Genomic DNA, 19,750 nt, shown 5'->3' on the forward strand with positions numbered 1-19,750 from the left:
GAGCCCCGGGTGTACGCCGGGCTGCCGGCACGCCCCGGTTGACCCTGGGAGCGCTCCCGAATAGGGTCGAGCCGAGCCGATCGAACGACAGTTGTCGATTGATGCGGTCCCGTACGACGGGGAGCGGCGCCGACCGTGCGGAATCCGCCCGCCGAGAGGACGTCCCGTGCGCCCCCGAACCGCCGCCGCCCTGCCCCGCCTGCTGCTGATCGTCACCGCGCTGACCCTGGTCGGGGTCGGCGCACCCGCACCACCCGCCGGCGCCGCCGCCCTGCCGTACCAGGATCCGGGCCGTTCGGTGCCGGACCGGGTCGACGACCTGCTCGTCCGGATGAGCCTGGACGAGAAGATCGGCCAGATGACCCAGGGCGAACGCGCCTCGGTCACCCCGGCCGACATCACCACCTACCGGCTCGGCTCGGTGCTCTCCGGCGGCGGATCCGCGCCCACCCCGAACACCCCCACCAGCTGGGCCGACATGTACGACCGGTTCCAGAACGCCGCCCTGGCCACCCCGCTGGGCATCCCGATGGTCTACGGCTCCGACGCCGTGCACGGGCACAACAACGTGGTCGGCGCGACGATCTTCCCGCACAACATCGGGCTTGGTGCCACCCGCGATCCCGAACTGGTCCGCCGGATCGGCCGGGCCACCGCCGAGGAGGTCGCCGGCACCGGCGTCAACTGGACCTTCGCCCCCTGCCTCTGCGTCGTCCGCAACGACCGGTGGGGCCGCTCCTACGAGTCCTTCGGGGAACGGCCGGACCTGGTCAGCTCGATGACCACCGTGGTCGACGGGCTGCAGGGCGGATCGCTGGCCGAACCCGGCTCGATCCTGGCCACCGCCAAGCACTACCTCGGCGACGGCGGCACCACCAACGGCACCGACCAGGGAAACACCCAACTCTCCGAGGCCGAACTGCGGGCCGTCCACCTGCCGCCGTTCGCCGAGGCGGTCCGCCGGGGCGTCGGCTCGGTGATGATCTCGTACAGCAGTTGGAACGGGCAGAAGCTGCACGGCCACGCGTACCTGATCAACGACGTGCTCAAGGGCGAACTCGGCTTCGACGGTTTTGTGGTCTCCGACTGGAACGGCATCGACCAGCTCGACGGCGCCACCGGCTTCACCGCCGCCGAGGTACGCCAGGCGGTGAACGCCGGCATCGACATGGTGATGGCACCGACCGGCTGGCGGCAGTTCATCACCCATCTGCGGGCCGAGGTGCAGGCCGGACGGGTCAGCCAGGCCCGGATCGACGACGCCAACCGGCGGATCCTGACGAAGAAGTTCGAACTGGGGCTCTTCGAACGGCCGCTGGCCGACCGGTCGTTCACCTCGACCGTGGGCAGCGCCGCACACCGGGCACTAGCCCGGGAGGCGGTGGCCCGGTCGCAGGTGCTGCTGAAGAACGACGGCGACATCCTGCCGCTGGACCCGGCGAACAACCGGATCTTCGTGGCCGGGAAGAGCGCCGACAACATCGGGTACGCCAGCGGCGGCTGGACCGTCTCCTGGCAGGGCGGCAGCGGGGCGATCACCCCGGGCACCTCGATCCTGCAGGGCATCCGGAACGCGGTCGCGCCGTCGACCACGGTCACCTACAGCAGCAACGGCAGCGGGATCAACAGTTCGTACCGGGCGGCGGTCGCGGTGATCGGCGAGACGCCGTACGCCGAGGGCCGGGGTGACCGGCCGAGCGGGATGGGCCTGGACAGCACCGACCTGAACTCCCTGAACACCCTGCGCGCCGCCGGGGTACCGGTGATCGTCGTCCTGGTCTCCGGCCGGCCGCTGGACGTCGCGGACCAACTCCCGGACTGGGCCGCCCTGCTCGCGTCCTGGCTGCCCGGCACCGAGGGAGCCGGCGTCGCCGACGTGCTCTTCGGCGGGTACTCCCCGACCGGCCGGCTGCCGGTGAGCTGGATGACGAGCGCGAGCCAGCAGCCGGTCAACGACGGCGACGGCAAGACCCCGCTCTTCCCGTACGGCTTCGGGCTCGGCTACCGCACCGACCCCGACCCGGATCCGGAACCGCCGGTCGACGCCAGCGCGCCGACCAGCCCGGGTACCCCGGTCGCCACCGGCACCACCGCCGCCGGCACCACGCTGAGCTGGCCGGCCGCCACCGACAACGTCGGCGTCACCGGCTACCGGGTGTACCGGACCAGCGGGGGCACCCAGACCCTGCTCGGCACCGCCACCGGGACGACGTACCAGGTCACCGGGCTGAGCGCCGGAACGACGTACCAGTTCCAGGTGGTCGCGGTCGACGCCGCCGGCAACACCTCGGCGCCCTCGACGGCGGTGAGCGTCACCACGACCGGCGGGTCCGGCGGCTCGGCGTGCCAGGTCACCTTCCGGGTCGACCAGTGGGACCCCGGCTTCACCACGAACGTGACGATCCGCAACACCGGCCCGACCGCGCTGACCGGCTGGACGCTGGCCTTCACCTTCCCGTCGACCGGTCAGCGGATGGTCCAGGGCTGGTCGGCGCGGTGGGCCCAGTCCGGTACGACGGTGACCGCGACCAACGAGACCTGGAACGGGAACCTCGCCGTCGGCGCCTCGGTCGGGATCGGGTTCAGCGGCACCCACACCGGTGTCAACCCACCACCCACCGACGTCACCGTCAACGGCCAGCCCTGCGGCGTGGGCTGACCCGGATCGACAGCCGGTCCCGGGCCGGTCCGGGAACCCGCTCCGGGCGGGCCGGCACCGGTACCGTCCGCCGCGCCGGCCACCGATTCACCCGACTTGCCATGGGCAGTACGGTCATCAGGTGGCCACGGTGCTTTTGGTCGAAGACGACCATGTCGTACGCGGAGCGATGCTGCGCTCCCTGGCCGACCGCGGGCACGCGGTGCACGCGGTCGGCACGGCGCTCGATGCCCTGCGCCGGGTAGCCGCCCAGACCCCCGACCTGGTTGTCCTCGATCTCGGGCTGCCCGACCTGGACGGCGCCGACGCGCTGCGCATGCTGCGCGGCATCACCGACGTGCCGATCATCATCGCCACCGCCCGCGACGACGAGCAGGCGATCGTCCGGCTGCTGCGCGCCGGAGCCGACGACTACATGGTCAAGCCCTTCACCGGCGCCCACCTCGACGCCCGGATCACCACCGTGCTGCGCCGGGTCGGCCGGGCCAGTCGGACGGTGGAACCGGCGGTGCACGCGGTCGGCGGGCTCCGGGTCGACGTCGGTGAACGCAGCGCCCACCTGGACGGGGTCCCGCTGGCCCTGACCCGTAAGGAATTCGACCTGCTGGCCTACCTCGCGGCCCGACCCGGCCGCGTCGTGTCCCGCCGGGAACTGTTGGAGGAGGTATGGCGGCAGCCATCGGTCGGCGAGGATCAGACCATCGACGTGCACCTGTACTGGCTCCGCCGCAAAATGGGCGAGTCCGCGGCGAAGCCGCGCTACCTGCGCACCGTGCGGGGGGTCGGGTTCCGGTTGGTGGTACCGGACTGAGGCTCGCCCTGGCGTACCTCGGCGCCGGGATGACCACCATCGTCGCACTCGCGTTCCTGATCCCGCTCGGCACGGCGTTGCAGCGCGACGCCCGGGAGGAGGCGCTCGGCGACGCGGCCCGGCGCAGCGCGCTGGTCCGGGGCGCGTTGTCGGTCAGCGCCGACCCGGCGGCGGTACGGCAGGTGATCGACACCGCCGGCGCCAACGCCGCGGCCCCACCCGTCGTGCACGGCCTCGCCAGTGGGGGCAACCCGCGCGCGGCGGCGACCGACGTCGACCGGGCCGTCCGGGAGGGCACCCCGGTCGTCGCCGACGTGCCGGGCGGAGTGGTCCGGCTGGAGCCGGTGCCGGTCGCCGGCCGGGTCCTGGTCGTCGAGGTCTTCGTCGCCGACGCGGCGCTGACCGCGGGGACGGGTGGCACCTGGCTGATCCTGATCCTGGTCGCGATCGGGCTGGTGGTGGCCTCGGTGATCGTGGTGGACCGGCTGGCCGCCCGGGCGGTCGCCTCGGCCCGGGGGCTGGTCCAGGCCGCGCTCGCGGTCGGCGACGGCGATCTCGGGGTGCGGATCCAACCCAGCGGTCCCCGGGAACTGGCCGAGGCCGGGTACGCCTTCAACCGGATGGCCGACCGGCTGGTCGTCTCCCGCACCGACGAACGGGAACTCGTCGCCGACCTGTCCCACCGGCTGCGTACCCCGCTGACCGTGCTGCGCCTCGACGCCGACGCGCTGGACTCCGACGACACCAGTGTCGGCTCGTTCAGCGCCGCCGAACTCGACCGCCGCCGGACCATCCGGCGGATCCGGCAGGCGATCGTGACGCTGGAGGGCGAGATCGACGTACTGATCAACACGACCCGCAAGACGATCACCCAGGAGGCAGCGCCGGGCGACTGCGACGCCAGCGAGGTGGTCCGGGACCGGATGGTGTTCTGGTCCGCGCTCGCCGGCGACCAGAACCGCACCCACCGGGTGATCGGCGCACACACCCGGATCCCGGTCCCGGTCCCCCGGGCCGAGCTGGCGGCGGCGCTGGACGCGGTGCTGGGCAACGTGTTCCGGTACACCCCGCAGGGCACGGCGTTCGAGGTCGCGGTCTCCCGTCGGGACGGCTACATCGCGATCCGGGTCGACGACGCCGGACCGGGCATCGCCGACCCGGACCGGGCGTTGCGCCGGGGTGCCAGCGACCAGGGCTCCACCGGGCTCGGGCTGGACATCGCCCGGCGGGTGGCCCAGCAGGCCCGGGGTTCGGTCAGCATCGACCGGGCCCGGCTCGGTGGCGCCAGCGTGGTGATGCTGCTGGCCGACCCGGACGCGGCTCCCCGTCAGATGAGCCGTTTCGGGCTGGTCGGGCGGCTCGCCCGGGAACGCGACTCCGGTACCCGCCGCCGCTGGGGCCGCCAGGGCTCCGACAGCTGAGCCGAGAGAAGTTCTGGTTCGCCGCAAGTCTTCCTTAGGACTGACTTAACGACGGACCACCCGGTCACGTCCGCTGGCAACATCAAAGGCGATCCCATCCCGCTCCACCGGGCCACAACCGACAGATGTACGCCCCAACCCCGGCCCGGGGAGTCACGCGCGCGGCGGGAACACGGTCCCCCACACCAGGTTCCCGCCGCGCGCGATCACCGTCACACCGGCGGCGTCGTGCACCGAACGCCGCCACGGGCAGCGTTGCCCCCCTGATCGCTGGCCCGGCGCGGCCGCCCGCAGCACCCCGCGCCGGGCCAGCCTGTCTGCAAGGAAGGGCCCCTTCCTATCGCTTTCTGTATAGGAAGGGGCCCTTCCTAACGCCCCAGGGCGGGGGCCGGCCGTCAGGCCGAGGCGAGGTAGGCGTCGATCTCGGCGGTCAGCTTCGCCTTCTCCGGGTTCGGCAGGAACGACGCCGTGACCGCGTTGCGGGCCAGTCCGGCCAGCCCGGCGGGGTCCAGGTGGAGCAGTCGGGCGGCGACCGCGTACTCGTCGTTGAGTGTGGTGCCGAACATCGGCGGGTCGTCGGAGTTGACGGTCACCAGCAGGCCGGCCTCGACGAGCCGGGGCAGCGGGTGCTCCTCGATGGCGGCCACCGCGCGGGTCCGGACGTTCGAGGTGGGGCAGACCTCCACCGGAATCTGCCGCTCGGCGAGGTGCCGGAGCAGTTGCGGGTCGCGGGCCGCGGAGATGCCGTGCCCGATCCGCTCCGCGCCGAGTTCCCGCAGCGCGTCCCAGATCGTCTCCGGGCCGGTGGTCTCGCCGGCGTGCGGTACGGAGCGCAGGCCGGCCGCCCGCGCCTGGTCGAAGTACGGCTTGAACTGCGGCCGGGGTACGCCGATCTCGGGGCCGCCCAGCCCGAAGCTGATCAGCCCGTCCGGTCGCTCGTCGAGGGCGATCCGCAGGGTCTCCTCGGCCGCCGGCAGTCCCGCCTCGCCGGGGATGTCGAAGCACCAGCGCAGTACCACGCCGAGTTCCGCCTCGGCGGCGATCCGGGCGTCCTCGATCGCCTCGCAGAACGCCGGTGCCGGGATCCCCCGGTGCACGTGCGAGTACGGCGTCACGGTCACCTCGGCGTACCGGACCTGCTGCCGGGCCAGTTCGCGGGCCACCTCGAAGGTCAGCAGGCGGACGTCCTCCGGGTCACGGATCAGGTCGACGACGCTGAGGTAGATCTCGACGAAGTGGGCGAAGTCCCGGAACTCGAAGTAGCCGGCGAGGGCGTCCGGGTCGGCGGGCACCCGGGTCCGGCCCTCGTGCCGGGTGGCGAGTTCCGCCACGATCCGCGGCAACGCGGAACCGACGTGGTGGACGTGCAGTTCGGCCTTGGGCAGTCCGGCGATGAAGGCCGACAGGTCGGTCACGGAGATCTCTCCCTAGGATCGGGCGCCGGTACGGGCGACGAAGAAGATACGGCGGAACGGGAAGTACACCAACCCGTGTCGGACCGGGTACGCCGCCGCGAGCCGTTCGCCGAGCGCGTCGCGGAACTCGGCCCAGCCGGTGTCGTCGAGGACGGCCCGGACCGGCCGTAGCGCGGTTCCCTCCATCCAGCTCAGTACCGGATGTGCGGCGTCGTCGCGGGCCGGCAGCAGGTGCACGTAGCTAGTCTCCCAGGCGTCGACCTGGCAGTTCGCGTCGGTCAGCAGGGTGGCGTACTCCTCCGGGTCGGAGACCGGCCCGGCGGAGTGGGGCGCGTCGGGGCCGGGCCCGGCGGCGGGGCCGTCGCGCAGCACCGGGGCGACCACGGCGCGCCATCGCGGTTGCGCGGCGAGGGCGCGCAGCGTGCGGTGCGAGAGGGCGTCGAAGTTGCCGGGGACCTGGACCGCGAGCCAGGCGCCGGCGGGTAGTTCCCGGGCCCAGCGCCGCAGCAGCGCCCGGTGGCCGGGGACCCATTGCAGCACCGCGTTGCAGACCACCACGTCGACGTCGGGTCCGGGGGACCAGTCCCGCACGTCGGCCACGGCGAACTCCACCCGGCCGGCCGTACCCGGCCGCTCGCGGCTGACGGCGGCGTCGACCATCTCGGGTGCCGAGTCCAGGCCGAGGATCCGCGCACCGGGCCAGCGGTCCGCCAGGCTCAGGGTCAGGTTGCCGGGGCCGCAGCCGAGGTCGACGACGGTACGCGGCCGTTCCGCCCCGATCCGGGCGAGCAGGTCGTGGAACGGTCGCGAGCGTTCGTCGCCGTACCGGAGATAACTGGTCGGATCCCACATGACGTCCTCCAAACCGTACGTACGTCTTGTGAAGCGTACGCCTTCCGGCCCCGGACGGTCCGCCACCACCCCGGGATAGGCTTCCCGCCGTGGAACAACGCAACTTTGCGCGCCTGGACCGTCGGGTCGGCGTGATCGGACTCGGCGCCTGGCAGCTCGGCGCCGACTGGGGCCAGGTCAGCGAGTCCGAGGCCCTGGCCATCCTGGGCGCCGCCGTCGACGGCGGCGTCACCTTCCTGGACACCGCCGACGTCTACGGCGACGGACGCAGCGAGCAGCTGATCGGCCGGTTCCTGCGCCAGCGCCCCGACGCCGGGCTCACCGTGGCGACCAAGATGGGCCGCCGGGTGCCGCAGACCCCCGAGGCGTACGTGCTGGAGAACTTCCGGGCCTGGACCGACCGGTCCCGGGCCAACCTCGGCGTCGATGTCCTCGACCTGGTGCAGTTGCACTGTCCGCCCACCCCGGTGTTCCACACCGACGCCGTCTTCGACGCCCTGGACACCCTGGTCGCCGAGGAGCGGATCAGTGCGTACGGGGTCAGCGTGGAGACCTGCGACGAGGCGCTCGCCGCGATCGCCCGGCCCGGGGTGGCCAGCGTGCAGATCATCCTCAACGCGCTGCGTCACAAGCCGCTCGAGCGGGTGCTGCCGGCCGCCTCCGCCGCCGGGGTCGGCATCATCGCGCGGGTCCCGCTGGCCAGCGGCCTGCTCTCCGGCCGGTACGACGAGCACACCACCTTCGGCGGTGACGACCACCGCAACTACAACCGGCACGGTGCGGCGTTCGACGTCGGGGAGACGTTCTCCGGAGTGGACTACCAGACCGGGCTGGACGCCGTACGCCGGCTGCTCCCACTGGTCCCGGACGGTGCCACGATGGCGCAGTTCGCCCTCCGTTGGATCCTCGACCAGGCCGGCGTCACGGTGGTGATCCCCGGCGCCCGCACCGCCGACCAGGCCCGGGCGAACGTGGCCGCCGCCGATCTGACGCCACTGACGGCCGAGGCGGCGAAGACGGTGGCGACCGTCTACGACGAGCTGATCCGCCCCCAGGTACACCACCGCTGGTGAGCACGCCGGATGAGGCCGGGCACCCCCCGGCCGCGGACGAGACGACGATGCGGGGCTGGTTGCCGCTCACGCTGGGGCTGCTCGCGATCGTCGTCGGTGCGCTCTGGACCCTGCAGGGGTTGGGCCGGCTGGACGGCAGCGTGTTGAGCGGCGAACTGGTCCTGGCGGTCGTCGGACCGCTGCTGGTCCTCGCCGGCGTGGTCCTGCTCCGGGTCGGTCTGCGCGCCCGGGCCGGTGGCTCACCGTCCTGAGTGGAGCGGCGGGACCTCCGACGCCGGAGCGACGGATCCGTGGTCTGTGACGCACGCCCGGCCAGCACCGCGCCCGGCGCCCCCAGGGCCCGGATACGCGTCGAGCCCCGCGGCAGCGGGGCTCGACGTGGATCCGTATGAATCGTCATCCTAGGCCGGGGCACCGGCCGTCACGGGATCAGAGGGGGCGAACCTGCTCCGCCTGCGGCCCCTTCTGGCCCTGAGCGATCTCGAACTCCACCCGCTGGTTCTCCTCCAGCGTGCGGTAGCCGCTGGTCTGGATGGCCGAGAAGTGGACGAACACGTCAGCACCCCCGCCGTCGACGGTGATGAAGCCGAAGCCCTTGTCTGCGTTGAACCACTTCACGGTTCCCTGCGCCATGTGTATCTCCTTCTAAAACTGGCGGCCGAGCACGCCGTGCGGCCGGTTGGCCGTTTTCGAGCAGCGGCGTCTTGAGTCGGCCCCCGTGAAGGAGGACTTCCCTCGACCCACACTGTCTCAACAGCGTGGAACAGCAAACCACGTACGCAAAAACTTCGCATAGCCTAGCCGACGAAATTCTCCGACATGTGACCTGAGGAGACCGTCGTTCGTCCCCCCGGCCCATCGACGGACGGCACGGCGTACCACCCGGACCGGAGTCGCGCGGGGGTGCGGGTGGTCGTGCCGGGACGACGTGCGAAGCCTACCGGGGGGTACGGATGGTGACCGGGGCGTCGTAGTCCGAAAAGGTCACCGTGACCGTCCCGGACCCGCCCGGCACCGGGAACGTGACCCGGTGCAGCAGCGGCCGGTCGACGCCGATCCAGAGCGTACCGACGACGTCGCCGTCGACTCCGGGCGCGAGCGTGCTGAGGGCGGCACCGGGCAGAGTGCCACGGATCCGGTAGGCCGGCACGCCGTCGACACTCTCCCGGGCCTCGGTACTGCCGCTGGCCGTGGCCACCAGATTCGCGATGCCCCGATCGGCGGAGAGCAACGCGGAGGGGTCGTAGATGGTGGCGGCGACCGACAGCGGCAGCCGTTGCCAGCCGTCGGTGAGGCCGTTGACGTACAGGCTCTCGCCCTTGACCACGAACGACAGCCGCAGCGGCTCGCCGGCCTGGCTGAGGCGGGCGGTGCCCTCGGCCTCACCCTCGGCGGTGATCACGCCCTCGGCGGAGCGGATGTCGAGGAGGGTGGCCGACCCGTCGGTGGTGACGGCGAACCGGGCGCTCCGCACGGACCGCAGCTCGTCCGCCGCGGTCCTCAGCAGCCCGTCGGCCTCCGGCAGGGACGCCGGGCCCGACTCCGCGGCACCGCCCGGCGCCTCCGCCCGGTCCCCGGTGCAGGCGGCGGAAAGGGCCAACAACAGGGACAGCGCCCCGGCGAGCGCGAGGGATCGTCGCATAGCCGAAGCGTACTCACGACCCGCCGGTCAGTCGGGCCAGCGACCGGTGAACCGGCGGACGCCCATCGCGCCGCCCCGGTCCACCGCGGCCCGGACCACCGCGAAGATCGCGCCCTGCAGCGCCGCCGCGGCGAGGATCTCGCCCCAGCCCCGGTGCTCGTCCGTGGCGTCCGGGGCGTCACCGTCGCCGGACGCGACCTTCCACACCTGTCGGAACACGGCACCGGCCGCCACCCCGGCGGCCATGCCCAGCAGGATGCCCACCGGCCGGTAGGCCACCTTGCTGACCGTCCTGCTCATCCGCGCCTCCCTCGGGTCCCGCACGGCAGCCCGCACGTCCCTCGCGTCATCCGCATCGTCGTGGCCGTTGCGCACCGGTCGGCACGCCGCGCGGGGCGACGCCGGATCCGCGCCGCCCGCCGCCCGACCGGGTTTGTCGTCGGTGTCCGGGCACGTCATCCACGTCTCGCCCGGGCCACCAGGAGCAACGCCGCCAGGGCCAGCGCCCCGGCGGCGGCCACCACCCAGGGCACCGGGTGACGCAGCGCCACCGACCCCGCGTCGTGCACCGAGCTCCGGACGGTGGCCGTCGTCTGCCCGGCCCGCTGCCGCATCCGCTCCCGGGTCTGCGCCGCCGATCCCTTGATCCGCGCCTTCACGTCCGCCTTGGCCGCCAGCGCCTGCACCGTCTGGCCGAGTTCGGCCCGGGTCTGCCGGATCTCGGCGCGGAGCGCCTCGGGATTGCCCGTACCGTTGCTGCGGTTCATGCCTGTCCCCTGTCCCGGACCGCGGACGCCACCGTCCGCACGTCGGCACGGAGGCTGTCGGCGGTCGCCATCGGCACCGGCGGCACCGCCCGACGCATCCGACGCCGGCCGGTCAGGGCGACCATGCCGGCGACGAGAAACAGTGCTCCCGCCACCACCAATGCCGCCGCCCAGCCGGGGAGCACCAGCGCCAGTGCCAGGACCGCGGCGGCGGCGAGCACGCCGAGGCCGCAGAGGGCCAGCACGCCGGCCCCACCGAACAGCCCCGCCCCGATCCCGGCCTGCCGGCCCTTCTCGGCGAGCTCGATGCGGGCCAACGCCAACTCGTCGCGGACCAGCCGCGACAGCTGTTCGGTCGCGCGCTGCACCAGCTCCGCGGTGGACTGCTCCGCGACCGGTCGGGCGGAATCACGTACGACATCAGCCATGCTGTCCTCCTCTTCCGGTCCCTGGGGTGTATGCCCCGGTCGCCCGCCGTTCAATCCTGATGTCCGCACCCGGACCGGCCGTACCGGCACCGCACCCGTCAGCCCGACAAGCGCCGGGTCCACGGGTTCGGGTCGGACACCGCCCCGCCGTCGGAGTTCCGTTGCCGTTAGTGTCCGCCACCGGCCGGCCCGATGACGGCCGATCGCGCAGGTCGGGAGCTCATCCGGGGTCGTGGGCCCGCCGGGGGAACCGCGCGGGCCGGGACCCGAGCGGCCGGGTCAGCCCGGCAGACCGGGGGTCACCGCGGCGGCGCCTCCGCCGGTTCGTCCGGTCCGAGAAAGGCGCTGCTGCGCGCCTCGCCGTCGTCGTCGCCACCGAAGAGGCGGGCGTCGTCCGGTGGCTCGTGCGCGGTCGTACGCCGTCCGGCGGGCTGGCCCCCGGACGGTCCCGGGGTGGGGGCCGATGGCGGGGCCCACTGCCAGGGCAGCCGACCCGAGGCGTCGCCGACCTCGGTACGCAGCCGGGGCAGCGCGGTCGGCCGCTGGTCGCGAAGCCAGCCGACCAGATGCTCCCGGACCAGACAGCGCAGGTCCCAGAGCCTCGGTGCGTCACCCGCGCTCACCAGGGCCCGGAGCCGGACCATCCCGCCGACCGCGTCGGTCACCTGCAGTACGCAGGTCCGCCCGTCCCACAACTCGGTCCCCTCGACCAGTCGACGCAGCTCCTCCCGCATCGCCTGGACGTCCACCGACCAGTCGACCTCGAACTCGGCGGTGCCGAGCACGGCGGCCTGGGTACGCGTCCAGTTCTGGAACGGTTTCGTGGTGAAGTACGACGTCGGCAGGATCAGCCGCCGGTCGTCCCAGATCTGCACCACGACGTAGCTCAGGGTCAGCTCCTCGATCCGACCCCACTCCCCCTCGACCACCACCACGTCGTCGAGCCGGACCGCGTCGCTGAAGGCGAGTTGCACCCCGGCGAAGACGTTGCCGAGCACGCTCTGCGCGGCCAGCGCGGCGATCGCGCCGATCACCCCGGCCGAGGCGAGCACGCTCGCCCCGACTCCCCGGACCTCGGGGAAGGTCATCAGCATCACGCCGACGGTGAGAACCACGGTGACCGCGATGGTGATCCGGCGCAGCATCACGATCTGGGTCCGGATCCGGCGCGCCTGCCGGTTGTCCGGTACGTCGATCCGGAACCGGGCCAGCGCGGTGTCCTCGGTGACCAGCAGCAGGGAGGCGACCAGCCAGGCGATGGTCGCGATGACGGCCAGGACGAGCAGGTGCAGCAGGGTCTGTCGCCAGTGCGTGCCGACGCCGTAGCCGGTGCTGAACCGGATGCCGAAGTTCACCGCGACCACGGTCGCCGCCACCTGGAACGGGCGGTGCGAGTGCTCCGACAACTCGGCGAGCAGTACGGAACGCCGGCCGAGCCGGCGCACGATCCGGTGGACCAGTTCCACCACGACGAGCGCGACCGCCGCCGCGCCGAGCGCGATGACGATCGTCCAGAGGTAGCTCTCCAAGATCTTCCTTCCCCGGCAGCGGGCCGGCCGTCCCGTGGGGACGACCGGCCCGGTGCCGTGACGGACCGTACTGGGGATTCAAGTAAAGAATGTAGGATGCCCCAGTTAGCCCGATATGTCGAGGCGAGCTCAGACCTTCCGGTACCTCGCCTGCACCACACAGAATCCGGCGAAGGCGGCGATGCCGAGCGCCACCAGGGTGAGCAGGAAGCCGCCGTAGGACTGCTCACGGAGCGTGTGCAGGGCGGCGTCCAGCCCCCGGGCCCGGTCCGGGTCGTAGTTCAGCGCGGCGGTCACCACCAGCACACCGGCGATGCCGTACGCGACACCCTTCGCGACGTAGCCGGCGACACCGAGCCGGCGGGCCAGCACCCGCATCCGGTGGTCCATCTGTCCGGTACGCAGATGCCGCTCGAACTTCTTGACCGCGCCGTACCAGACCAGGCCGACGCCGAGCGCGGCCAGCCCGAGACCGATCAGCCCGACCAGCGCCCGGCCACCGCCGGACTCCATCAGCTTCTCGGTGAGCGCCTGCTGCTTGTCCGCACTGGACGAATTGGCGTGCCGCAGCACCTGGAACGCGGTCCAGGCGAAGTAGAAGTAGACGACGGTGCGGCCGACAGAGGTGAGGCGCTCCACCATCCGCTCACGACCCCGGTATTCCCGGTGACCGATGGCCGCCTCGAGCGCCTGCCAGATGGCCATCGCGAGCAGTCCGATCCCGATCGCACCGACCAGGAACCTGCCCAACGGCTGGGCGGCGAGGGTGCGCAACGCACCCGACTGGTCGCCGTCGTCGGACGGCCGACCGAACGCGATCTGCAGGGCCAGCCAGGCGAAGAGGAGGTGGACGAGCCCGTAGCCGACGAACCCGACCCGGGCGAGGACTTCGAGTGCTTTGCTGTGGGCGGCGCGGTCGGCGCCGGCATGCACGGTCTGGGTCGCTGACATGGCCAGTCAAATGACCGGTCGCGAAGATTTCCAAACGTCCGGGACGCACCCGGCACCCGGCGCCGCCCGCCCACGATCCCGGATCAGCCGGCGTTGCGCCCGATCCGGACCACCACCTCGTCGGCGTCAGCGCTCTGCACGGTGGCGTACATGCCGCCGACCTCGGTCGCCTGCTGGCCGACGGTGAGGGTCAACTGCTCGCCGGCGACCTCGATGGTCACCTTGTCGCCGTCCACGCCGATCAGCTTCGCCTCGACGCCGAGGAAGCTGGCCTGCGCGTCGACGCCCTGCTTGAAGGTGACCGTGCAGGCGTCCAGCCCGCAGTCGGTGCTGGCACCGTCGGAACTGCAGCCGGCCAGCAGAGCCGCGCCGAGAACCAACCCGGCGAACAGGCCGGCAACACGACGGACGGGGGTGATGTGGCGGTACTGGGGAGGATTCGTCACCCCACCAAGGGTACCCAAGGTGATCCAGACGACCACCGGGCCGCGCCCGCCGGTCGGACCGCTAGGGTGCCCGGCATGCCGTTCGACATCAACCGGGTCCGGGCCGCCTACCCCGCGCTGGACGAGGGATACACGCACTTCGACGGAGCCGGCGGTACCCAGGTCGCCGCTTCCGTCACCGAGGCCGTCGCCGGGACGATGCGGACCGCGGTGGCCAACCTGAACAGCGCCCACGTTCCCGGACGACGCTCCGGCGACCTGGTCGCGGCGGCCCGCCAGGCGGTCGCCGACCTGGTCGGGGGGACCCCGGACGGTGTGGTGTTCGGGCCGAGCGCCACCGCGTTGACGTACACGGTGGCCCGGACGCTGAGTCGACAGTGGCGACCGGGCGACGAGGTGGTGGTCTCCCGACTCGACCACGACTCCAACGTCCGGCCCTGGGTGCAGGCGGCCGAGGCGACCGGCGCGGTCGTCCGCTGGGCCGAGTTCGACCGGGAGACCGGCGAACTGCCGACCGCGCAGTACGCCGACCTCGTCGGCCCGCGTACCCGACTGGTCGCGCTCACCGCCGCCAGCAACGCCATCGGCACCGTCCCGGAGGTGGACCGGGTCGCCGCGATCGCGCACGAGGCCGGCGCCCTGGTGTACGTCGACGGCGTGCACGCCACCCCGCACGGCCCCACCGACGTCGCCGCGCTCGGCGCCGACTTCTACGTGACCAGTGCCTACAAGTGGTCCGGTCCGCACGTGGCGGCCGTGGTCGCCCACCCGACCCGGTGGGCCGGACTGCACCCCGCCAAGCTGCTGCCCTCCCCCGACCAGCCGCCGCAGCGGTTCGAGTTCGGCACCCCGAGCTGGCCGCTGCTCGCCGGTGTCCGGGCCGCCGTCGACCACCTCGCGGGTCTCGACCCGGCCGCGACCGGCGACCGGCGGACCCGCCTGCGGGCCGGACTCGCCGCCGCCCGGGCCCACGAGGACCAGCTCTTCGCCCGGCTGCTCGCCGGACTGACCGCGCTGCCCGGCATCACCGTGTACGGCGCGCCCCGGCATCGCTGCCCGACGGTCTCGTTCCGGGTGGCCGGACACACCCCGGCCGACACCGCCGCCGCGCTCGGCGAATCCGGCATCTGCCTCTCGTCCGGCGACTACTACGCGTACGAGTACTTCACGGCCCTCGGTCTGCGAAACAGTGGCGGGGCGGTCCGGGCCAGCGTCTACCACTACAACACCGTCGAGGAGGTCGACCGGTTGCTGGCCGAACTCGACCGGCTGACCGTGACCGGCGTCACCGACGGAACCGGGCTGGGAAGGGAAGAATCGATCCGGTGAACGCACTGGTCCAAGACAATCCCGCCGAACGCCGCTTCGAGATCCTGCTGGACGAGGGCCTGGCCGGCTTCGTCGGCTACCGTGTCGAGTCCGGGACCATCGTCCTCGTGCACACCGAGGTCGACCCGCAGTACGAGGGCAAGGGGGTCGGCAGCGCGCTGGCCCGGGGCACCCTGGACCAGCTCCGCGAGCGGGGCGACCGGGTCCGGGTCACCTGCCCGTTCCTGCTCCGCTTCATCGAACGACACCCGGAGTACAAATCGGTGGTCACCGAAGGCTGAACCGCCCGCCGGCCCGCCGCGACGCCGCGCACCGGCTACCGTCGTACCCGTGGCGGAGCCGGGAGTGCGCACGACGGGCCGGACGGGTCGAGTGGTGACGGCGGTGGTCGCGGTGGTCGCGGTCGGGGCCGCGGTGGTCGGCGTCGGACTGTGGCGGGGTTGGTTCGCCGACCCGTCGGTCTCGGACCCGCCACGGGTCCGCGCCGAGGGTGTGGAGACCGTCGTCGACGGTCTGGAGGCCCCCTGGGGGCTGGCCTTCCTGCCGGACGGGTCCGCCCTGGTGACCGAACGGGACAGCCGACGGATCCTGCGGATCGCCGCCGACTCGACGGGCCGCCACACGGCGACCGAGGTGGCCCGGATCGACGAGGCGACTCCCGAGGGCGAGGGTGGGCTGCTCGGCATCGCGGTCTCCCCGGACCACGCCCGGAACGGCTGGATCTACGTCTACTACACCGCTGCCCAGGACAACCGGATCGCCCGGCTGCGCCTCGGTGAAACGCCGCAGCCGGTGCTGACCGGCATCCCCCGGGGCTCCCGCACGCACAACGGCGGCCGGATCGGCTTCGGACCGGACGGTCTGCTCTACGCCGGAACCGGTGACGCCGGCGACCGGGACGCGTCCCAGGACCGGACCGGTCTGGCCGGCAAGATCCTGCGGATGACCCCGGACGGACAGCCGGCCCCCGGCAACCCGTTCCCCGGCTCGCTGGTCTACAGCTACGGTCACCGCAACGTGCAGGGCCTCGGCTGGGCCGCCGACGGCACCCTGTACGCCGCCGAGTTCGGGCAGAACCACTACGACGAACTCAACCGGATCACCGCCGGCGGCAACTACGGCTGGCCGGTGGTGGAGGGCGATTCCTCCGACGACCGGTTCGTCGCACCGCTGGCCACCTGGGCCACCGACGAGGCGTCGCCGAGCGGCCTGGCGCTGGTCGGCGACCGGGCCTGGCTGGCCTGTCTACGCGGCCAGCGGCTCTACCGGATCGGGCTCGACGGGCAGCACCCGGAGGCACTGCTGACCGGGGAGTACGGCCGGCTCCGGCACGTCGCCGCCGCGCCGGACGGTTCGGTGTGGGTGCTCACCTCCAATCGGGACGGACGCGGCGATCCTCGCGACGGCGACGACCGGGTCCTGCGGCTCGTCCCCTGACGTCACCGACCGGTGTCGGGGTCCGGTCCACGTGCCGTGGCAGCTCAGCCGCCGCGCCGGCACGGATCGTCGGTGCCGGACCCGGTCAGATCGCGTGTTCCGGGGCGGGCAGTTCGGCGAACGGGAAGCGGAGCCGGAAGTCGGGCCAGGGCACGGTCAGCCGCAGGGTCTGCTCGCCCCGGCCGGGCGCCACCCCCAGGGCCGCGATCTCGCCCAGGTCGGCGAGGGAACGCCGGGCCTGTTCCTCGGTCACCCCGGCGGTACCGGCGAGACTCCGCAGACTGGTGGTGACCACCCGGCGACGCCATCGGCGACGGGTCCGGGCGGCGAGGCGACGGATCGCGATCGCCACCAGGACCGCCTGGTCGTCCCGCTGCGCCCGGATCTCCAGCTCCCGCTCCTCCGCCGACAGCGGCAGCACCTCCAGCGGGTCGCGGTCGAGTCGGGGCAGCACCCACGGATCGTCGTCGTCACCCTCCTCGGTCAGCTCGAACAGCCCGAGTCCGGCGAGGCAGAACAGCAGTTCCCCCACGGTGTGCGGAACGGGCAGGTCGTTGCGGCGGCACATCTCGGCGAACAGTTCGATCCGGGTGGCCCGGACCTTGACCATCCAGGCGTAGTGCTCGCGGGCGTGCAACTCGGCGTGTTCCGGGTCGCGGCCGGCGTGCCGACGCTGGGCACGGGCAACCCACTCGTCCACGCTGCCGGGATCACACCAGGCGGATTCGTCCCAGGGCACGACGCCGGACCACATCGAGCGCCGGAACCGGGACTGACCAGGCACGATGGTGAGGTAGACGAAGGCGCAGGGTAGCCACCGGATCCAGGACGGCGTGAGGGGGGCCCGCTGCCAGCGAGGGGTCACCGGAGGACGATACCGCGACTCGGCGTACACGTGGGGGCACCCATGGTGACCCCCGCATTCCCGGTGCCCAGCCCCACCCGTCCGGCGTGGCGCGCCGGACGGGTGCCCGGTCGGCCACCCGGCGGGCGACGACGCCGTCGGTTCCGGTCAGGACGGCACAACGCGACGCGGCGCCCACGTCTGCGGTGGCCCGACCGGTGAGCACCTCGGCGGCAGGGACGGCTCAGCGCGACGCGGCGCCCACGTCTGCGGTGGCCCGACCGGTGAGCACCTCGGCGGCGGCCCGGCCGGCGACCCAGGACGCACCGTAGGTCGCCAGGTGCACCTGGCCGACCACGGTCTCCGGCACGCCGATCTCCACCACCACCGCGTCGGGACGACCCGCCAGGATCCGGCGTACCGCCACCGACATCCACCGGTGCCGGTGCAGGTCACGTACCACCAGCACCAGCGGCCGCCCGTGCGCCGGGGCCAGTACGGCGGCCGACAGGCGACCGTCCGTACCGGATCCGTTGGCACCCGGCTCGTCGACGCCCAGTTCCTCCGCGCCCAGCCGGGCGGTCGTGGTGCCGGGCAGCAGGGCGGCCAGCGGCGCACCCACCCCCCACGGCGTGTCGGAGCCGGTGGCGATGTTGTCCGGCGGCGCGAACTCCACCACGTGCGCGGGCCCGGCGAGCGGCAGTCCGCTCGCGTCGGGCGCGACGGTCAGCCGTACCGCCCGGCGGGCGGCGGCCAGCCCGAGCGGGGAACCCTCCGGGTCGGGACCGTCCCAGGCCGACCGTCCGGCCCGGGCGGTGCTGCTCCAGGCCGCCAGCTGGCCGACCCGCTTGGCCGCCTCGACGAGCCGCTCCTCCGGCAGGACGCCGGTGGTCACGGCCTCGACGATCGCGTCGCGCAGCCGCTCGGCGTCCGCCTCGTCGGCGTGCTCACCACCGACGCAGATCGCGTCGGCGCCGGCGACCAGGGCGCGTACCGCCGCACCGGTGAAGCCGTAGCGGTGGGTGACCGCCCGCATCTCGATCGCGTCGGTGATCACCACGCCCTGGAAGCCGAGTTCCTCGCGGAGCAGGTCGGTCAGGACCCGACGGCTCAGGGTCGCCGGCCACTCGTCGTCGATCGCCGGAACCAGCAGATGACCGGTCATCACCGCCTGTACGCCGGCCGCGATCGCCGCCCGGAACGGCGGCAGTTCGCAGGCCTCGAGCCGGGTACGGGGTACGGCGATCCGGGGGATGTCGAGGTGGGAGTCGACGCTGGTGTCACCGTGTCCCGGGAAGTGCTTGGCACAGGCGGCGACTCCGGCGGACTGCAGACCGCGTACCCAGGCGGCGGTGTGCCGGGCCACCAGGCCCGGATCGGCGCCGAACGAGCGTACGCCGATCACCGGGTTGTCCGGGTCGGCGTTGACGTCGGCGTCCGGGGCGTAGTTCAGGGTGATCCCGACCGCCGCCAGCTCGGTGCCGAGGTCCCGGGCCACCGCCTCGGTGAGGTCGGGGTCGTTCACCGCCCCGAGCGCCAGGTTGCCGGGGCGGGAACTGCCGCGCCGGGATTCGAGCCGGGTGACGTCGCCGGCCTCCTCGTCGATCGCCACCAGCACGTCGGGGCGTTCCGCGCGCATCGCGGCGGTGAGCGTGGCGACCTGCTCGTTGTCGATCACGTTGCGGGCGAACAGCACCACCCCGCCGAGTCCCTCACCGAGCCACCGGCGTACCCAGTCCGGTGGCCGGGTGGCCCCCACGAAGCCCGGCTGCAGCACCGCCGCAGCCAGACCGGCCAGGTTGTCTGTCGTTCCGCTCATCCCGCCTGTTCCCCCGCTCTCCACCATGGACGGTCCACCCCCCCCGGTCGCGGCGGGTGCTGCCATGGTCACACCGGCCCCAAGAATAGTCAAGAAACCTTCCTATTAATCGGAACGCTCCCCCACGTGCGACAGTGCTGGCATGCAGCACAGCATCTGGGAAACCGGCCAACGGCTCGGCGCGGTGCCGTACCGCCTGATCGCCGCCGACGAGAGCACCTGGTACGACATTCCCGGCGTCCGGGTCGTCGGCGCCATCCTCGGCACCGTGCTCCTGGTCGCCGCCCTCCGGTCGATGTTCGGACGCGGCGGCCGGTAGCCGAAGCC

Annotated in this window: 21 protein-coding genes; 9 read left to right on the forward strand and 12 right to left on the reverse strand. The window is 72.9% G+C overall.

What is annotated here, in order from left to right; all coding sequences use genetic code 11:
- The first annotated feature begins 166 nt into the window (after window positions 1-166).
- The 3 genes from V1633_RS26090 to V1633_RS26100 all read left to right on the forward strand — a co-directional run bounded on the left by V1633_RS26090 (window position 167) and on the right by V1633_RS26100 (window position 4,891).
- A complete protein-coding gene (locus V1633_RS26090; protein ID WP_331217041.1) occupies window positions 167-2,659 on the forward strand; it encodes a glycoside hydrolase family 3 N-terminal domain-containing protein in 2,493 nt (830 codons plus the stop codon).
- 121 nt (window positions 2,660-2,780) lie between these two features.
- The gene (locus tag V1633_RS26095) at window positions 2,781-3,470 is read left to right on the forward strand and encodes a response regulator transcription factor (RefSeq protein WP_331217042.1); all 690 of its coding nucleotides are present in this window, start codon (window positions 2,781-2,783) and stop codon (window positions 3,468-3,470) included.
- A gap of 29 nt (window positions 3,471-3,499) precedes the next feature.
- Window positions 3,500-4,891, forward strand: a complete 1,392-nt coding sequence (locus tag V1633_RS26100) for a sensor histidine kinase (RefSeq protein WP_331217043.1) — start codon at window positions 3,500-3,502, stop codon at window positions 4,889-4,891.
- A 395-nt stretch (window positions 4,892-5,286) separates the two neighbouring features.
- On the opposite strand, the gene V1633_RS26105 is transcribed toward V1633_RS26100, so the two are convergent.
- Both V1633_RS26105 and V1633_RS26110 read right to left on the reverse strand, forming a co-directional pair.
- Entirely contained in the window at window positions 5,287-6,306 is a 1,020-nt protein-coding gene (locus tag V1633_RS26105) for an adenosine deaminase (protein ID WP_331217044.1), read from the reverse strand.
- A gap of 12 nt (window positions 6,307-6,318) precedes the next feature.
- Window positions 6,319-7,158, reverse strand: coding sequence for a trans-aconitate 2-methyltransferase (locus tag V1633_RS26110; RefSeq protein WP_331217045.1), 840 nt, complete (start codon window positions 7,156-7,158; stop codon window positions 6,319-6,321).
- Between the two features lie 89 nt (window positions 7,159-7,247).
- On the opposite strand from V1633_RS26110, the gene V1633_RS26115 reads away from it, so the two are divergent.
- Together V1633_RS26115 and V1633_RS26120 are read left to right on the forward strand one after the other, a co-directional pair.
- Window positions 7,248-8,231 (forward strand): aldo/keto reductase, encoded by a 984-nt coding sequence (locus tag V1633_RS26115; protein WP_331217046.1) that lies wholly within the window; start codon window positions 7,248-7,250, stop codon window positions 8,229-8,231.
- A 47-nt stretch (window positions 8,232-8,278) separates the two neighbouring features.
- Window positions 8,279-8,482: a hypothetical protein gene (locus V1633_RS26120; protein ID WP_331217106.1), complete on the forward strand. Its 204-nt coding sequence runs from the start codon at window positions 8,279-8,281 to the stop codon at window positions 8,480-8,482.
- A gap of 178 nt (window positions 8,483-8,660) precedes the next feature.
- On the opposite strand, the gene V1633_RS26125 is transcribed toward V1633_RS26120, so the two are convergent.
- The 8 genes from V1633_RS26125 to V1633_RS26160 form a co-directional block, all read right to left on the reverse strand.
- Window positions 8,661-8,864 carry a cold-shock protein gene (locus V1633_RS26125; RefSeq protein WP_011905669.1) on the reverse strand — a complete coding sequence of 68 codons (204 nt, stop codon included), beginning with the start codon at window positions 8,862-8,864 and terminating at the stop codon, window positions 8,661-8,663.
- Between the two features lie 304 nt (window positions 8,865-9,168).
- Window positions 9,169-9,873 (reverse strand): LppX_LprAFG lipoprotein, encoded by a 705-nt coding sequence (locus V1633_RS26130; protein WP_331217047.1) that lies wholly within the window; start codon window positions 9,871-9,873, stop codon window positions 9,169-9,171.
- A 27-nt stretch (window positions 9,874-9,900) separates the two neighbouring features.
- Window positions 9,901-10,173, reverse strand: coding sequence for a DUF4235 domain-containing protein (locus tag V1633_RS26135; RefSeq protein ID WP_331217048.1), 273 nt, complete (start codon window positions 10,171-10,173; stop codon window positions 9,901-9,903).
- A gap of 155 nt (window positions 10,174-10,328) precedes the next feature.
- Window positions 10,329-10,640: a DUF3618 domain-containing protein gene (locus tag V1633_RS26140; protein WP_331217049.1), complete on the reverse strand. Its 312-nt coding sequence runs from the start codon at window positions 10,638-10,640 to the stop codon at window positions 10,329-10,331.
- Complete coding sequence (locus V1633_RS26145; protein ID WP_331217050.1) at window positions 10,637-11,068, reverse strand: phage holin family protein; 432 nt, start codon at window positions 11,066-11,068, stop codon at window positions 10,637-10,639. The genes V1633_RS26140 and V1633_RS26145 overlap by 4 nt, the downstream gene beginning before the upstream one ends.
- Before the next feature lie 299 nt (window positions 11,069-11,367).
- Window positions 11,368-12,597 (reverse strand): mechanosensitive ion channel family protein, encoded by a 1,230-nt coding sequence (locus tag V1633_RS26150; protein WP_331217051.1) that lies wholly within the window; start codon window positions 12,595-12,597, stop codon window positions 11,368-11,370.
- 129 nt (window positions 12,598-12,726) lie between these two features.
- Window positions 12,727-13,548, reverse strand: coding sequence for a DUF1206 domain-containing protein (locus tag V1633_RS26155; protein WP_331217052.1), 822 nt, complete (start codon window positions 13,546-13,548; stop codon window positions 12,727-12,729).
- 83 nt (window positions 13,549-13,631) lie between these two features.
- On the reverse strand, window positions 13,632-13,994 hold the full coding sequence (locus tag V1633_RS26160; RefSeq protein WP_331217054.1) for a hypothetical protein: 363 nt from the start codon (window positions 13,992-13,994) through the stop codon (window positions 13,632-13,634).
- A gap of 75 nt (window positions 13,995-14,069) precedes the next feature.
- On the opposite strand from V1633_RS26160, the gene V1633_RS26165 reads away from it, so the two are divergent.
- The 3 genes from V1633_RS26165 (at window position 14,070) to V1633_RS26175 (ending at window position 16,760) form a co-directional block, all read left to right on the forward strand.
- Complete coding sequence (locus tag V1633_RS26165) at window positions 14,070-15,323, forward strand: cysteine desulfurase-like protein (RefSeq protein WP_331217055.1); 1,254 nt, start codon at window positions 14,070-14,072, stop codon at window positions 15,321-15,323.
- Complete coding sequence (locus V1633_RS26170) at window positions 15,320-15,604, forward strand: GNAT family N-acetyltransferase (RefSeq protein ID WP_331217056.1); 285 nt, start codon at window positions 15,320-15,322, stop codon at window positions 15,602-15,604. Before V1633_RS26165 ends, V1633_RS26170 begins: the two co-directional genes overlap by 4 nt.
- 112 nt (window positions 15,605-15,716) lie before the next feature.
- Entirely contained in the window at window positions 15,717-16,760 is a 1,044-nt protein-coding gene (locus V1633_RS26175) for a PQQ-dependent sugar dehydrogenase (RefSeq protein ID WP_407952115.1), read from the forward strand.
- 85 nt (window positions 16,761-16,845) lie between these two features.
- On the opposite strand, the gene V1633_RS26180 is transcribed toward V1633_RS26175, so the two are convergent.
- Both V1633_RS26180 and V1633_RS26185 read right to left on the reverse strand, forming a co-directional pair.
- A complete protein-coding gene (locus V1633_RS26180; protein ID WP_331217057.1) occupies window positions 16,846-17,625 on the reverse strand; it encodes a DUF6042 family protein in 780 nt (259 codons plus the stop codon).
- A gap of 223 nt (window positions 17,626-17,848) precedes the next feature.
- Window positions 17,849-19,423, reverse strand: a complete 1,575-nt coding sequence (locus tag V1633_RS26185) for a glycoside hydrolase family 3 protein (RefSeq protein WP_331217058.1) — start codon at window positions 19,421-19,423, stop codon at window positions 17,849-17,851.
- 142 nt (window positions 19,424-19,565) lie between these two features.
- On the opposite strand from V1633_RS26185, the gene V1633_RS26190 reads away from it, so the two are divergent.
- The gene (locus V1633_RS26190) at window positions 19,566-19,742 is read left to right on the forward strand and encodes a hypothetical protein (protein ID WP_331217059.1); all 177 of its coding nucleotides are present in this window, start codon (window positions 19,566-19,568) and stop codon (window positions 19,740-19,742) included.
- The last annotated feature ends 8 nt before the right edge of the window (window positions 19,743-19,750 follow it).

Origin of the sequence: Plantactinospora sonchi (assembly GCF_036422035.1) — a bacterium.
In the GTDB taxonomy this organism is placed as follows: domain Bacteria; phylum Actinomycetota; class Actinomycetes; order Mycobacteriales; family Micromonosporaceae; genus Plantactinospora; species Plantactinospora sonchi.